This window comes from Flavobacterium xylosi (genome assembly GCF_042787345.1).
In the GTDB taxonomy this organism is placed as follows: Bacteria; Bacteroidota; Bacteroidia; order Flavobacteriales; family Flavobacteriaceae; genus Flavobacterium; species Flavobacterium xylosi.
Window position 1 is genome coordinate 75,656 of the sequence record NZ_JBHZPZ010000011.1, and the last position, 16,538, is coordinate 92,193.

Annotated in this window: 10 protein-coding genes; 3 read left to right on the forward strand and 7 right to left on the reverse strand. The window is 34.7% G+C overall.

From position 1 onward, the window contains the following. Window positions 1-3 precede the first annotated feature (3 nt). Window positions 4-1,281 carry a replication-associated recombination protein A gene (locus ACFX5E_RS10560; protein ID WP_379855155.1) on the reverse strand — a complete coding sequence of 426 codons (1,278 nt, stop codon included), beginning with the start codon at window positions 1,279-1,281 and terminating at the stop codon, window positions 4-6. A gap of 283 nt (window positions 1,282-1,564) precedes the next feature. Here ACFX5E_RS10560 and ACFX5E_RS10565 point away from each other — a divergent pair, with 283 nt between their 5' ends. Next, window positions 1,565-2,344, forward strand: a complete 780-nt coding sequence (locus ACFX5E_RS10565; protein ID WP_379855156.1) for a rhomboid family intramembrane serine protease — start codon at window positions 1,565-1,567, stop codon at window positions 2,342-2,344. A 57-nt stretch (window positions 2,345-2,401) separates the two neighbouring features. On the opposite strand, the gene rlmB is transcribed toward ACFX5E_RS10565, so the two are convergent. The 6 genes from rlmB to ACFX5E_RS10595 all read right to left on the reverse strand — a co-directional run bounded on the left by rlmB (window position 2,402) and on the right by ACFX5E_RS10595 (window position 15,417). Continuing rightward, window positions 2,402-3,136 (reverse strand): 23S rRNA (guanosine(2251)-2'-O)-methyltransferase RlmB, encoded by a 735-nt coding sequence (gene rlmB, locus ACFX5E_RS10570; RefSeq protein WP_379855157.1) that lies wholly within the window; start codon window positions 3,134-3,136, stop codon window positions 2,402-2,404. 69 nt (window positions 3,137-3,205) lie between these two features. Next, window positions 3,206-4,642 (reverse strand): SusD/RagB family nutrient-binding outer membrane lipoprotein, encoded by a 1,437-nt coding sequence (locus tag ACFX5E_RS10575; RefSeq protein WP_379855158.1) that lies wholly within the window; start codon window positions 4,640-4,642, stop codon window positions 3,206-3,208. A 5-nt stretch (window positions 4,643-4,647) separates the two neighbouring features. Further along, on the reverse strand, window positions 4,648-7,902 hold the full coding sequence (locus ACFX5E_RS10580) for a SusC/RagA family TonB-linked outer membrane protein (protein WP_379855159.1): 3,255 nt from the start codon (window positions 7,900-7,902) through the stop codon (window positions 4,648-4,650). Between the two features lie 957 nt (window positions 7,903-8,859). Beyond that, window positions 8,860-10,299, reverse strand: a complete 1,440-nt coding sequence (locus tag ACFX5E_RS10585; RefSeq protein WP_379855160.1) for a SusD/RagB family nutrient-binding outer membrane lipoprotein — start codon at window positions 10,297-10,299, stop codon at window positions 8,860-8,862. 11 nt (window positions 10,300-10,310) lie between these two features. Further along, a complete protein-coding gene (locus ACFX5E_RS10590) occupies window positions 10,311-13,637 on the reverse strand; it encodes a SusC/RagA family TonB-linked outer membrane protein (protein ID WP_379855161.1) in 3,327 nt (1,108 codons plus the stop codon). 73 nt (window positions 13,638-13,710) lie between these two features. Beyond that, a complete protein-coding gene (locus ACFX5E_RS10595; protein WP_379855162.1) occupies window positions 13,711-15,417 on the reverse strand; it encodes a BamA/TamA family outer membrane protein in 1,707 nt (568 codons plus the stop codon). A gap of 180 nt (window positions 15,418-15,597) precedes the next feature. Between ACFX5E_RS10595 and rpsL the strand changes: the two genes are divergently transcribed. Both rpsL and rpsG read left to right on the forward strand, forming a co-directional pair. Continuing rightward, window positions 15,598-15,981, forward strand: a complete 384-nt coding sequence (gene rpsL / locus ACFX5E_RS10600; protein ID WP_007136570.1) for a 30S ribosomal protein S12 — start codon at window positions 15,598-15,600, stop codon at window positions 15,979-15,981. 73 nt (window positions 15,982-16,054) lie between these two features. Next, window positions 16,055-16,531 (forward strand): 30S ribosomal protein S7, encoded by a 477-nt coding sequence (gene rpsG / locus ACFX5E_RS10605; protein WP_035668130.1) that lies wholly within the window; start codon window positions 16,055-16,057, stop codon window positions 16,529-16,531. The last annotated feature ends 7 nt before the right edge of the window (window positions 16,532-16,538 follow it).

Sequence of the window (16,538 nt, forward strand, 5' to 3'; positions counted from 1 at the left end):
ATTTTAATATCCATATTTATCTTTCCAGCGATTTTTAAGAAATTCTCTTATCGAATTTTCTCTGGAATTATTTCCTGGAATATACAAAGGTTTTTTACTGACAGCGTCGGGTAGAAATTCCTGTTCTGCAAAATTGTTTGCAAAATCATGTGAATATTTATACTCATCACCATATCCTAATTCTTTCATTAGTTTCGTGGGCGCATTGCGTAAATGTATTGGAACCGGTAAATCACCAGTTTGTTTTACAAGTTGTTGAGCCGTTCCAATTGCCAAATAGGAAGCATTACTCTTTGGAGAAGTCGCTAAGTAAATCGCGCATTGACTCAATATAATTCTGCTTTCCGGATAACCGATGGTTGTAACAGCCTGAAAAGTATTGTTGGCCATAATAAATGCGGTAGGATTGGCATTTCCTATGTCTTCACTAGAAAGAATAAGCATGCGTCGTGCAATAAATTTTACGTCCTCACCGCCTTCAATCATTCTGGCTAACCAATATACCGCGGCATTTGGATCACTTCCACGAATTGATTTTATAAAAGCAGATACAATATCATAATGTTGTTCGCCACTTTTGTCATACAAAACAGTATTTTGTTGCACCAGTTCAAAAACGCGGTCGTTAGTGATGATAACTTCGTCTTCATCGGAGGCATTTACGACGAGTTCAAAAATATTTAATAGTTTGCGTCCATCACCTCCAGAAAGTCGCAGCAGCGCCTCTGTTTCTTTAAGTTTAATGTTTTTAGTTCCTAAAAATGCATCTGTTTTTAAAGCGCGATGCAATAAAGTCTCCAAATCACTTTTCGTAAAAGCATTCAAAACATATACCTGACAACGGGATAGTAATGCGGGAATTACTTCAAAACTGGGATTTTCTGTCGTGGCGCCTATTAATGTTATCCATCCTTTTTCTACAGCCGCCAAAAGGGAGTCCTGTTGTGATTTGCTAAAACGATGGATTTCGTCAATAAAAAGTATTGGATTTCTGGCGGTAAACAGTCCACCGCTCTGTTTTGCTTTTTCAATAACCTCACGAATATCTTTAACACCAGAATTGATGGCGCTCAAAATATAAAAAGGACGTTTTGATTCCTGCGCGATTATTTGCGCTAAAGTTGTTTTTCCTGTTCCCGGTGGTCCCCAAAAAATTAGAGAAGGAATAATTCCTTTCGCAATTTGTTGTGTCAATGAACCATTAGGGCCAACCAGATGGGATTGACTGATGTAGTCTTCTAATTTTTGTGGTCGAATGCGTTCTGCAAGTGGTGCTTCCATTTATTTTTTTAATCTGAAATCTGAATTCGTTAATCTTATATCCTAAATCAAAAATATAACTCTGGTAAAATTACTATATTTATTTGGAGCTATTTCCAGCTGTACACTATATCTTTTATATCTCGTTGAAAAAACGAGATATATAAGGATGCCGTTTCCATCTGGGCTAAGGAATCGCACTAAAAATCCAGTTCAAGTTGTTATATGACAAAATAGCATTAAATTGCTTTTGGATAAATTTTTGATTTTAAAATAACCAAGAACAATAAACCTAAAGTTACTAATGGATAATCATTTCAAATTCACCAATAAAGTTTTTGGACTTCCGCTTTTTTTTGTGCTATTCTTATGGTTTGTATTTTGGCTTGAAATACGATTTGATTTTGATTTTGTTGAATATGGGATTTATCCAAGGGAGTTTTCTGGCTTACAAGGAGTTTTACTTAGTCCTTTTATTCATGGTGATATTGAACATCTTTACAATAACTCAATTCCATTACTAGTTTTATTAGCGGCTCTGCAGTTTTTTTATGCCAATCAGTCCGTAAAAGTTATAGGATTTGGAATTTTACTTTCGGGAATGATTACTTGGGTTATTGGGAGAGACAATTACCATATTGGAGCAAGTGGTTTAATTTATGTATTGGTGAGTTTTATTTTCTTCAAAGGGATACAAACACAGTATTATCGTTTGGTGGCTTTGTCTCTAGCCGTAATTGTTATTTATGGTGGTTTGGTTTGGTATGTCTTTCCTAGTCCCGAGACCTCAGGAGAAAAAGCAATTTCATGGGAGGGCCATTTGGCTGGATTGATAACGGGTTTTGTCTTGTCCTTATTTTATAAAACACCTGAGTATAGAAAGTTAATCAAATACGATTGGGAAAAACCAGATTTTAATCCTTCGGAAGATAAATTTATGCAGCGTTTTGATGCCAATGGAAATTTTGTCAATCTTCCGCTTCCAGAACAAACAGACGAGGTAGCTGGCTATTATTCTTCTGATTTTCCGGTGGATTATAAAATCATTTTAAACGAAAAAAACGAATCAAAACCGGAGTCATGATTCGTTTTTATTTATGCGTTTAGTATCCCTTCCCATTGGGAAAGGCGAGGGATGGAATTAACTTCTTTGTCTTACTGCTTCATATAAAAAAGCACCACAAGCAACGGATACATTCAAAGAACCAATGGTTCCAAACATTGGTAGTTTTGCTTTTTCATCTACAATTTTAAGTACAGATGGATTTACTCCACGGTCCTCAGATCCCATAATTATCGCTACTGGTTCATTTAAATTGATGTCATAAATATTTTGATCTGTTTTTTCGGTTGCGGCAACCGTCTTAATTCCGCTTGCTTGCAAAAGAAAAATAGCGTCTTTTATATGTTCCACTTTACATATTGGAATATTAAAAACCGCACCTGCAGATGTTTTTACGGTATCTCCGTTTACTGGTGCTGAACCAGCTTTTTGTACTATGATTCCGTTAACACCGGTACATTCGGCCGTTCTGATGATAGCTCCAAAATTACGCGCATCCGATATTTGATCCAAAATTAAAAATAACGGGTTTTTTCCGTTTTCAAGTACAGATTCTATCAAAGATTCTAAGTCAAAAAAGGAAATAGGGGAGATAGTAGCCACCGCACCTTGATGGTTATTAGGGGTAAGTCTGTTTAATTTTTCAACGGGAACGTACGAGAAGTTAATGTTGCCTCGCTTCATCACTTTCATTAAGTCTTTCATCAGTTCGCTGCTCGCTTCCTTTTGAATATAGACTTTGTCTACTGTTGCGCCCGCTTGAATGGCTTCAATTATTGCTCTAATCCCGAATATTTGGTGTTCTTTTTCCATGGTGCAAATATATAAAAAAAAGCCACTCATAAATTGAGTGGCTTTGAAAATTCAGTTAGTTAACTAAAATTAATTATGCACTTCTGTTTTATCCGTTGCTTTTGGAAATGGACTTGGAATATTTGCAGCGTTAGCATTTATTTCATCTTGAGAATAAATTAAACGTTGTGGTGTTCCAGTGAATAAAGTATTGATTTTGATTTCAGCAATATTATTCGTTCTTCTGTAATCCGTGAATGCTTCGTAGTTACCGATGAAGTAGATGTATCTTTCTTCATAGATTTCTCTTAATAAAGCATTTTGATTTGTTAAACTACCTGTAGCGTTTTCCATCCCAGCACTTGCAAAATCAGCTGCTACATAAGGATCGTATTTGTATGCTAACCCTTCGTAACCACCGTTTGTGTTACCAATAGAATACCTAGTATTTAACAAAGCTCTGTATGTGTTGTAAGATGTTAAACCTGCTGCAAAAGAGGTTCTTGCATCTGCTTCAGCAATAATTAATAACATCTCTCCGTAAGTTACAAGAGGCATGTTAGAATCAGATCCAAATCTACCAGTTTCAAGACCGTTATCCAATCCGTTTATGTTTAATTCTGTACCTGTGTAGATGAAAGCAAGACGAGCTGTTTCATCAGTTTTACTATTAGTTCTATTTTTAGTAGATGTCTTATTTAAAACTGTAACTGCATAACCTGTTCCATCCATGTAACCTTGTCTTTCGTATTCTAAGAATTCGTAGAAAGGGTTAAAGTTTTGTTGAGAAGTAGTACCGTAAAAAAGGGCTTTAAAGTCATTAGCTGGAGCATTGATTCCAAGTAAAGCATTTGCTCTAGCTAAAGGATAATTCTTAACGTGTAAATAATATCTTGCCTTGAGCGAATACGCTAATTGAGTCCATTTTGCCGTGCTTCCACCATAATAGATGTCAAGTGCAGAAGGTATAGATCCAGCTTTTCCTAAGTTAGCAATTGCATCGTCAAGTAGTGTCTGCAATTTTGCGTACACTGTTGACTGCTTGTCAAATTTTGGTTTGTTATTAGGGTTGTTAGTTGTAAATTCAGAATATGGTATGTCTCCCCATAGAGAAGTTGCTGTACCCATACTGTTTGCTTCAACAATTTGCAACGCCGCTAGCATCTTAAAATTGTTTTCTTCTATTGCTTTATCTTGAGTAATACGAGCTTGTGTTAAGAAGTTTACATAAAGTAAATCCCAAGCAGAATCTGAATCTGCTGATGTATTGTTATTCCAATCATTCAAAGGAATGTATTGTCTGTCAACTCCAGTTCCTTGACCTAACCATAACATTGTATTTCTTACATTGTTTGTAGTTTGGAAATACTGGTTAGCTAATAAAACAGATTGAAATATGTTTTTAGCTTGCGCATCATTTGCAGATAGTTTATTAGGATCCTCATTAATATCCTCAACTAAATTGGTACAACTAACTACTGCAAAAGCAAATAGTATGGGTGTGATGTATTTGTTCAACTTTTTCATTTTTTTTAGAATTTTAGGTTTAGTGAGAAAATAATTGATTTAGTATTTGGACTGTTGAAATATTGAAGTCCTCTACCGTTCGACCCACCTGTTAAGTTTGATTCTGGATCTTGACCTAATGTTTTGTCTTCAGTCCATAACCATAAGTTTCTTCCAGTTAGAGAGAAAGTGATTCCTTCTAATCCAGTTTTGTCTAAGATATTACGATTAGTTACTTTGTAAGCTAAAGTTGTTTCTCTTAATTTAACCCAAGTTGCTGATTTTACAAATTGTTCAGCTACTGCTCCAAAACCACCACCAAGTCCTGTATACCATGATTGATTAGCTAATCTTGGACCTGCTCCATAATCTACAATGTTACCACGTACGCTATAAGTACCATCAGAGTTTAACCAACCTTGCGATATAGCTGTCCTTCCGTTTGAACCTGTAAGTGCAGTTGCTTCTGCTGCAGTTAAATTAAGTATGTTGGCAGTTTCTAATGATTTACCAAATACATTTAAAGCTCCATTTGTTCCATCCCATAAATCACCACCAACTGACGCGTCAAATAATACGTTTAAAGAGATTCCTTTGAATTCAAATGTGTTGTTTAAACCTGCTCTAAATTTAGGGTTTGGATCTCCAATAACTCCTTCTGTAGCTGATGCTGTTGGGAATCCTCTAGAATCAAGGATTAGTTCTCCAGCAGCATCTCTATCCCAACGACCTGCCCATAGTACTCCTAATGGTTGGTTTAATACAGCTCTTGATGAAGTTCCTGCGAATCCATTCAAAAAAATTGACTCTGATCCTATTAATTTTGTAACTTCATTCTTGTTAGTTCCAAAAGTTCCTGTTACATTCCATTTGAAAGCAGAATTTTTTAAGATAGACATATCTAAATCAATCTCCAATCCTTCGTTTTCGATTTGTGCAAAGTTTCCGTAAAGACTACTAACAGATGAAGATGGATTTGCAGATGCAGCTACCAAGTTATCTTTTGTAACGTCAGTATAGTAAGTTACTCCTAAATTAAGTCTGTTGAAAAAACCTAATTCGATTCCCGCTTCATATTGTGTTTTGATCTCTGGTTTCAAGAAAGGATTTCCAGCTAGAGATTCTCTTTCGTAACCACCGTTATAAGCAGCAGCGTCGTAAGCAGGTCCCCAAGATTCTGTCCCAGTAGCTCCAGTAATATAAGTAGAACCATTGTAAATTCCTGGCATAATAGATACTTGTCCGTATGTAGCTCTTAATTTACCATAAGTAAGTACATCGCTTTTTAAATGATGTGTAAATAGGTATGACAATTCAACTGACGGATAGATGTAAGTTTTTAAATTTGGATCTAAAGCTGAGGATGTTTCTGCTCTAGCTCCAATGTTTGCATTTAGGTAATCTTTGAAGTTCAAAGATGTTGATACAAATGCAGCATTTGTTTTTGTATTACTTCTATTTAAATAAGTAGTTCTGTCAGCTAACAATGAATTTGAATAAGCAAATTTAGCAGTGTTTATTAAGAAGTTTTTGTAATCACCACCTCTAAATACTGTATTGATTTCAGCTATGTTGATACCTGCAGTATAATCAAGTTTTAAGTCATCAGTAAGGTCAACATTACCAATACCCATTAAATCTACATTGTATTGTCTATGAGTAACACCGTCTTCTGATGCATAACCTCCACCTCCGTTTTCAGATGAAAAGATTGGGTACATTGATTGTCTGTCATCTGTATAGCCATCTACGTTTGCACGTCCTAATACTTTGAATTTATCTGTAAACGAATGCTCTAGCGAAATACCTGCAATATATCTGTTTACAATGTTTGGATTTTTTTGAACATCAGTACTCCAAAACGGGTTGTTATATATAGGGCTTTTTACTGTTTCACTTGTCCCTAGGTCTCTTCTATAAGATCTATGGCTTCCTATTGTACCAACACCTGCAGCAGTAAAGTTTGTACCAAGGAAATCTCTATTGTCAAAATCTGCAGCTGTTCTGTAAAGCCCTAAAAGTAATCCACTTGTGTTAGATCCTTGTTGAACTCTGTTAGATTCTGAGGTAGAATAGCTCATTTTTCCTGTAAATGTAGTCTTGTCTCCTAGTTTGTAAACCGTATTGAAGTCAATATTTGTTCTCTCGTAAGAGCTATTTCTGATTACACCGTCTTGTTTCGTGTTACCTATACCTAAGTAAAAACTTCCGTTTTCACCACCCCCACTTAAGGAAATGTTTTGGTTGCTTGAGTGACCTGTACCAATGATACCGTCGTAGTTTGAATCATTAAAGTTTGCAGTACTGTTTTTTTTAGTAATTGCATAGTAAGTGTTTCCTCTGTCTGAAACAAAGTAAGAACCTGCTGTGTTTACAAGATCTGCGGCTCCGCTTCTTCTACTAATAAGATCTCCGTATGATGCTCCAACATTTCTAGCAAAAACATTGTTATTACCTTGTCCAAAAAGGTTTTGAGTTTTGAAACGTACATTAACTTCGTCAATTGAGTAGGAAGAATTAAGTTCTACAGATAGTTTTCCTCTTCCTTTTTTAGTTGTAATAAGTACAACACCATTTGCAGCTCTAAAGCCCCATAATGCGGATGCCGAAGCTCCTTTAAGGATTGTTACACTTGCAATACTGTTTGGGTTAATGTCGTTAATCCTGGATTGTTGGTTAACTCCACCAGTTTGGTTTCCGTTATCAAGTTCTTGTCCTGAGATTGGAATCCCATCCACAACATATAAGGGTTGTGTGTTTCCTGTGATTGTGTTTTGCCCACGTATTTGAACGTACGATCCAGCTCCAGGGTCTCCTGAACTAGAGACAACATTCACGTTTGAAGCTTTGGCAGATAAAGCATTTAATAATCCGGATTCTCCAGTAGTAGCTAACACCTCTCCTTTTACTTTAGACGAAGTTGAATTAGATAACTTCTTTTTTGTTTCAACCCCAAATACGTTAATTACAACTCCTTCAAGTTCTAATGCGCCACTTGCTAATTTAACATTAACAGTAGCCGAATTAGCAGTAACTTCCTGGGTTGTCATCCCAATGTAGCTAAAAATTAAGACTTGGCTTGATGTTGCTCTGATAGAATATTTTCCATCAAAATCAGATTGTGTTCCAGATTGTGTTCCTTTCACTAATACACTCACGCCTGGTAAAGGCAATCCTGCATTATCGGAAACAGTTCCTGAAACGGCTCTTTCTTGCGCAAAAGTTAGTTGCGCCACAAGTACTACTAGGAGTACTAAGAATCCATTGAACTTTAGTTTCATTTTTAATTATTTTGATTAGTTGTGTCAAATATCTTAAAAAGATGTTAATTAAACGGTATTTATTTTTTTTTTTTTGTGAAATGGCGCAGTTTTAAGCAGGTTTATTGCTATTTGTAATAAAAAAAATTGTTTTCATTTGTAAAAGTTTCTGTTTAAAAATTGAAATTGCTGTATCCGTGGAACTTTTATTGTGCTATTTTCTTCTTAATGCACTGAAAATATTTTAGTCTGTAATACTACAGTCGCTAAAGATTTAATATTGTTTTGGCAATTTTTATTTTTTAAAAAAATTTTGTAAAAGAGGTTTGTGATAATTGCTTAAATAGTATATTTTTTAGTGGTATTGGGGGTAGTCGGTTGCATCTTTTCTTTTCACGGTTCAAAAAAAAGGCTCTCCATTTGGAGAGCCTTTTAAAACATAAATTATTTTTATTTACGTTACATACCAGAATGGACCTTGTGTTGTAACTTGAGCAGATTTCAAAATAGGCACATTACCTGATTTAGCATTGTACTCTTATAGAGGATATATTAATCTGTACTTTAAGTCCTATCGGCGTTTTAAAAAGATAGGGAAGTTCAAAACTTCCTCTAAACGTTTTTTGATCGTTGCCGTCGCTTTTCCAGTAAAGGGAAAGTTGCTCCCCATAACATAAAATGTTATTTAAGGTTACTTCTAGGTCTTTCTATTTTGATATTTTGCCACAATACCAACCACATTTTTAAAATAGTCCAAAGAGATCTGGTATAATTCCGATATAGTATGAAAATTATCCGATTTTTATTGGACTATATTGACCCGAGCGATAGTGAACAGGTGAAGCAATACATAATCGGTATTTTTTTTTATCGTCTTACGTCTAGATTATCGCGCCAATTCTGAATAGCAGGCATACTTAAAAAAAGAAAAAAAAACCACCAGCAATGCTGATGGTTTTTATATAAATTAAGTGATAATTAGAATTTATCCCAAAAAAGTTTTGTTGTTTGTTTGTCACCTCCTATTGCAGTAGATGCTGCAGTATAGTTGATTTTATTCAAGTTTTGCTCGTTAATAGGGTACGTATATCTCGTTGGAACTGGATCTTCAGATACAGCTGGCAAGTTAAAGCCTGGGAAATCATAAGTTCTCCAAGCAGTCCATGCTTCGTAACCTCTGTTATACATGGCTAACCAAAGTTGCGTTCCTATTTTAACTTTATAACTTCCAGGAGCTGTTGCGTAATTAACTTTTGGATTCAGTAAATAAGCAGCCACGTTAGGAGTTCCCCAGTAGTCAAATGATGCTGTAATACCAGCATTATAAAACCCAGCAGCGGTAGCAGGTGTTCCAGAAATAGAACGTTCCGCAGCGTCTGCCAAGTAAAAGCAAACTTCTGAGTAATCCAATAGAGATGCAGGATTAGTAGGATCTGTTATTCTAGCACTTACATGAGTGTAAGATGAAAAACTATTATTATCACCATAAGGGCCACCAACATATACTCCAGCTCCTAAATTTTCATCAAAATAGAAAGGTCTTCTAGGATCATTAAGCGCATTCATCTTGTCAACCAATGTATTAGCAATAACAAAATCTGATCTTCCAGATTGTACTAAATCAACCCAAACAGGATTAGTATTAGGAGTTGTGCTAGAATAAGCTAAAGCAGCATTATCAGCGTTTGATGTAAATACTCCACCACTTACAGCTGCTTTAATTGCTGCAGTTGATTTCGCAGCCAAAGCTGGAACATCTGCAACTCTAAGGCCCATTCGTAACATTAATGAATTACCGAATTTTTTCCATTTACCGGGATTACCACCGTAGATATTATCTGCTGCGCCAAAACCGTTATCGGATAAATTTGGAATTGCAGCAGTTAAACGTGAAAGTAAATCTCCATAAATCGTTGCTGCATCATTGTAAACAGGCAATACAAATTCACCTGCGTTTAATGCTTGAGTATAAGGAATATCTCCGAATGTTTCAACCATTTGCGCCCAAGTATAAACTGCCAATATCTCAATTTGAGCATTTCTAGTTTTTTTGGTTTCAGCTGATATACTGTTATCTGCATCATTATTTGTTTTTGCAGTTGCTAAATCCAACAAAACATTTCTGTACATTTCACCCCAATGGTTTTGTGGGATATTACGAGTATTAAAATCGTAATTGGCCTCATCTACATAGGTTGTTTCTGTCCAATGCTGACCTAACATCCTAAAGATATTAGTATTTACATTGGTACTTGTCATTTGATCAAATAAACTCTTGGTTGCAGAATTGAATAAAAAATCTGAACTGACCTGAGTAGGGTTCTTTGGATCTCTATTTTTATCTTCATATTGGTCATCAGATTGACATGAGACCATTAAAGTAATAATAGTTAATGTTGTTAATATTATTTTTTTCATAATTTAATTTTTTAAAACTGTAGTTTAAGACTTGCTCCGACTTCTCTTATAGATGGATAAGCTCCAGATTGGTATCCTTGAACATTCCCAGAACTTAGACCAGCTTCTGGATCTGCATATGGAGTGCTTTTATCGATAATCCATAGATTTCTTCCAATTAAAGATACAGCAATATTAGTGAATGGTGAATTTTCTAATGTTTTAGTATTAAAATTGTAAGTCAAACTTGCTTCACGCAACTTAACATAACCGGCATCATAAACGTGAAGTTTATTAGGAGCTCTTGCATAACCCCAAGCAGTTGTATATACACTACCACTTGCTCTTACCTGATTTGGTGTTCCGTCAGGAGCAACACCTGGCAAAATAAAACCACCACTGGTAGCTCCGTAGTTTCCAGGAGTACCTACAATTGGGTTTCTAACTGGGTTCCCCAATTCATTATCAGCAGCTGAGAAGTCATACATACCTGTTGCATAACCGTACCAAGTGTCAAGAGAGAATACATCTCCACCTTTTTGCATGTCAATTAAGAAACTTAAACTTAAATTTTTATATGCAAAAGTATTAGTAAGACCCGCTTTCCAATCTGGGTTGATGTCTCCAATTACAATATTACTTGCACCTGTTCTTTGATAAGTTCCAATTCTTGATCCAGAACCTGTTTGGTTAACAATGGGTTGGCCATTTGCAGCATAAATAAAATCACTACCTCTAATGGTTCCGTAAGGTTGTCCAGGCGTTGCATTAATAGAAACACCACCTTGTAATGATGCTAATTGTAAGTTTTCGATACCATTAAGTAATTCAACAACTAAACTTTTATTTTGAGACCAGTTAAGATTTAAATCCCATTTGAAATCATTCGTTTTTAATGGTGTTCCATTAAGTTGAACTTCAAGTCCTTTATTTTCGATAGTTCCGGCATTTAAAACCGCTGAGTTATATCCTGTCGCTGTTGATAATGGAATACTTGTAATTTGGTTTACATTTAAATCACGGTAATAAGAAACATCAAATCCAAGACGTCTCTTAAAAAAGGCCATTTCTACACCAAATTCATAACTTTTTTGTCTCTCTGGCAAAAGGTTCAAATTATTTTGAGCGCCAGGGTTTGAAGCAATACCAGTTCCGTTAAATGGAGTTCCAATATCGAATGTATTGAAAACTCTATAAGGAGTCGTATCGTTACCAACTTCAGCGTAATTAGCTCTTAATTTACCAAATGACAACCAGTCTGCTTCAATATATTTAGAGAAAACTAAACTTCCAGAAACTGAGAAATAGCCATATCTGTTGTTTGCTTTCGGTAAATTAGAAGAACGGTCAGTTCTGTAGGTTCCCTCTAAGTAAGCAAAATCATCATAACCTAAACTTGCTCTTATGTAAGCACCATCAACCATGCTGTTTGCATCGTATTCACCAGGAGCAAGAATTGGGCTAACACTGTTTGAAAGTGAATAAAGACCCGCTTTGTTTAAACCTCCGTTGGTCGCCGCAAAAATACTGTTTCTAAGATTGTTTCTTACATTGTAACCAATGTTTCCTTCTAAATTTAATTTTTCAGTTAAATCTTTATTGAAGTTTAACATTAAATCATAATTATATTCAGAAACATTATTGTTGAATCTTGAATATTTAGATACTTCTGCACTTCCAACATTTGTTCTTTCCTCTTGCAATTCGCTATAGGTGTCGAAAGAAAATCTACCCAATATACTCAACCAGTCAGTCAACTTATCTTCTAAAGCTACATTACCAAAGTATCTTGATCTTGTATCTGTCTGATAATTTTCATAGAAAGTCCAGTATGGATTGTCAGAGTAAATTGGTTTTAAATTAGTAGAGGAATTAGGATTCCAAGTGATATTCTGTCTTGTAAGAAAATAAGCCGCTTTTTGTTCGTCAAAATCAACGTTCATTTGGTTCCATTGTCTAAACTGTTGCATCACGTTACCAGAGGAATAACCTGTACCGTTTCTACCTTTTCCATCAGTTTTTACAAAATTGAAACTTGCAGAAGCTTTTATTTTCTCAGTTAAATTATGAGATCCTGTGAAAGAGATAGTATTTCTTTTAATACCACTGTTTGGTAAGCTACCTTCTTGTAATAAATTAGTAAAACCTAATCTAAAAGAACTTTTATCATCTCCACCATCTAATGAAACAGAGTTTACAGCAGTACTACCAGTACCCCAAACAGAATTCGGATTTGCTTTACCAGCTACCCAAGGAGTCGCTTTTCCGAAGGTTTCAGTTAATTGAGGATAAATGGAATTCCATTGGTAAACCAATAAAGACGGATTAAATGCAGCTCCATAAGAAGCATCTTCTGTAAATGGCGTAAATAAATCTGTAAAATTACCATCTCCATTTAAATCTGCATTTGTGAAATAATTATCTCGAGGTAAGGTTGCTCCCGACTGATCTTCCCAATAAATTGCTTCATCATTAGCGTCAGTACCAATTTGATCCTGATAGTAAGGACCATAACCTGCTCCATATTTATTTTGATATCTAGGCAAAGTTTCTTTGTCTGCAGTTCCCAAAGTTAAACTTGAACTAATAGTGATTCCAATTCCTTTTTGACTTTTACCTTTTTTAGTAGTAATCATTACAACACCATTAGAAGCGCGAGAACCATAAAGTGCAGTTGCAGCAGCTCCTTTTAAAACGTTGATTGATTCAATATCGTCAGGATTGATGTCTGATGCGGCATTACCGTAGTCATAACCACCTCTACCAGCTTTTTGATCGCCTGTGTTTGAGTTGCTATTGTCTATTGGGACACCATCAATTACAAATAAAGCCTGGTTGTTACCAGCAATCGAGTTGTTTCCTCTAATAACTACTTGTGTAGAACCACCTAAATTACCAGAAGTTTTAATTTCTAAACCTGCAACTTTACCAGATAGCGAGTTTACAAAGTTAGAACTTTTTACCTTGGCTACAGCATCACCTTTAACCTCTTGGGTTGCGTAACCTAGAGATTTTTTCTCTCTTTTGATCCCTAAAGCTGTTACTACAACACCTTCAAGTTCTAATGCATCGCTAGCTAATTTAACATTGACATTTGATGAAGTAGCCATTACTTCTTGGGTTTTCATCCCAATGTAGCTGAAAATCAAGACTTGGCTTGATGATGCTTTGATAGAATATTTCCCATCAAAATCAGTTTGTGTTCCAGATTGTGTTCCTTTCACTAATACGCTCACACCTGGTAAAGGCAATCCCGCATTGTCGGAAACAGTTCCTGAAACGGCTCTTTCTTGCGCAAAAGTTAGTTGCGCCACAAGTACTACTAATAGTACTAAGAATCCATTGAACTTTAGTTTCATTTTTAAATATTTTGAATTAGTCTCGCAAATTTCATAATAATTTGTTAACTTTCCTAGGAAATGCAATTGTTTTTTAAAATTTAACATTATAACAAATGTTAACTATAGTGTTATAAAAAGTTAAGTTATTGTTATTGTTTTTTCCATTTACAATAGCTAATTTCAATAAACCGTTTTTGGTTAGAAGTCCTAGACCTAGTCCTATTGATAACAGTTTTTCTTTCTGAGAGTTTATTTGAATTATTGTTCTGTCTTGAGTGAATCCAAGATCTATGACAGTGTGAATGTACAGACTGGGAGATAATATATGTCTGTATTCTGTTAAAATTGTAGTTAAAAAATTTGCCTGAAGGCTGTTTTCTTCAAATCCTCTTATGGAGTTAATGCCACCGAAACGGTATAATTCATTTATTATATACCTTTCGCTTTGTAAATAGTAATTCTGGGTTTTTATGTTGATGCTGTTTTTTTTATTTAAATAAAAATTATGCATTGCCATTATTTCTATGTAAAATTGTTTGTTTAATCCAATTTCTTCGGCTTGGTTGGTTTGGTCTCTTTTTCCGAATCCTAGGTTAAATGAGATAGAGGATTTTTTTGTAAAGAGTGAAATGCTATTGTTATTTTTTATGTATTCAAAATTTAAAGTTGCAAAAGAGTTTTTGTAATCGCGTAATTGTGTACTGTTTGTATTCTGAATGTCACTGGATTCAGTGGATTGGTATCCTAAATAAATATGGGTATTGTAATTGACAAAATAGCCTAGGTCAATAGCTGTTTTTGTGTTTTGGAAGGTGCTGTCTTGTTTAAAAATGTTAATTTGTGCTTTTAAGCCTATCGGGCTTTTGAATAAATAGGGTAATTTAAGGCTGCTCTCAAAGCTTTTTTGTTTGTTTCCGTCATTTTTCCAGTAAAGTGAAAATAGTTCTCCTGTGTGTAATGTATTTTCTAGAGTTATGTCTAAATAACCGTTGAATGCAATTTTTTTGTTTTCATTATTGGAAAAGCCAATAAATCCATCAAAAATATTTGATTTTCTTTTTTCAAGATATATGTATGCTTTGGTGGTGTCTGCCGTAAATAGAATTTCCGGATATTTAATCTGTTTTACAAATCCAAACTTTTCAAAATCATCATGAATTTGTTTAAGGATTTCTTTGTTGAAAGTTTTGTTCAGGTATTTTTTGTTGATTTGTTTTAAATAACCTTTCGGGAAATTCATTTTCTTATTATCGGTGGTTTTAACAACGATTGAGTTTAAAGTTCGCTGTTTATCTGTTTGATAAATTAAATCTGCAAAAATGTTTCCGTTTTTATTTTTTATGTTGATTAGTTTCAGTTTTGCTAAAGAAAATCCCTTTTGTTCTAATTTGTGTATTGTTTTAGTCAAAAAAAATTCCGTTTCTTCATATGGAATAACGATTGTGTCTGATTTTGTATTGGTTGCAATTAATTCTTTTAATTCAATATTTGTACCTATATATATATGAATGTATTTTATCCTTTTTCCTAATCTAAATTTTGAAGTGTAGCTAGAGTCTTCTGTTTTGATATTTTCGAGTATTTGCTTTTCAATATATCCTATTTTTGAGAGCTTTTCGGATATAACGCTGATCTCGTCATTCAACGATTTTAAATTTTTGTGTTTTGAAGTGTAATTTAAAGAATCAATCGTTTTTGTTTCGGAGTTGGAGCTTCCAATTATGCGTAACTGGAAGTTTTGGGCATTACAACTCAGTCCAAAATGTAAAAAAAGAAAGAAAATAAGTAAAGATTTCAAATGAATATAAATTTTAATAAAAGTACTGCAAATATCTGTGGTTTGTAATAAAAATCAAATGGCAAAATAATCTTATTGAAAATTAATAGTTTAACGTTTGTAGAGTGAAAAATATTTTCTACATTTGCAACCCCGTAAAAAGCGGGAATTTAATATAATAAGAAATTTTTAGTATTAATTATGCCAACAATTCAACAATTAGTAAGAACAGGAAGAACTCAGATAACTAAGAAGAGTAAATCGGTTGCTTTAGATTCTTGTCCTCAAAGAAGAGGGGTTTGTACGCGTGTTTACACTACAACACCAAAAAAACCAAACTCTGCAATGCGTAAAGTAGCGCGTGTACGTTTGACAAATGGTAATGAAGTGAATGCTTACATCCCTGGTGAAGGACACAATTTACAAGAGCACTCGATAGTATTAGTTAGGGGTGGAAGGGTAAAAGATTTACCAGGAGTTAGATATCACATCGTTCGTGGTGCGCTTGATACGTCAGGAGTAGCAGGAAGAACGCAAAGAAGATCTAAGTATGGTGCTAAACGCCCAAAAGAAGCAAAAAAATAATTTAAAAGGTTATTCTTGTAGAGGCGCGATTCATCGCGACTGTATTGGTGTGACATTTTATTAAAAAAAAGACATGAGAAAAAGAGCGGCAAAGAAAAGACCACTTTTACCAGATCCAAGGTTTAATGACCAACTGGTAACACGTTTTGTGAACAACTTGATGTGGGATGGAAAAAAATCGACAGCGTTTAAAGTATTTTATGATGCAATTGACATCATTGAGTCTAAAAAACAAGATGCGGAGAAACCATCATTAGAAATTTGGAAAGATGCATTAACCAATGTTATGCCTCACGTAGAAGTACGTAGTCGTAGAGTAGGTGGAGCTACATTTCAAATTCCAATGCAAATTCGTCCAGATAGAAAAATTTCTATGGCGATGAAATGGTTAATTCTTTATTCGAGAAGAAGAAACGAAAAATCTATGGCTCAAAGGTTAGCTTCGGAATGTTTAGCTGCGGCTAAAGAAGAAGGTGCTGCCGTTAAGAAAAGAATGGATACTCACAAAATGGCAGAAGCTAATAAAGCATTCTCTCACTTTAGATTTTAATTCTTAA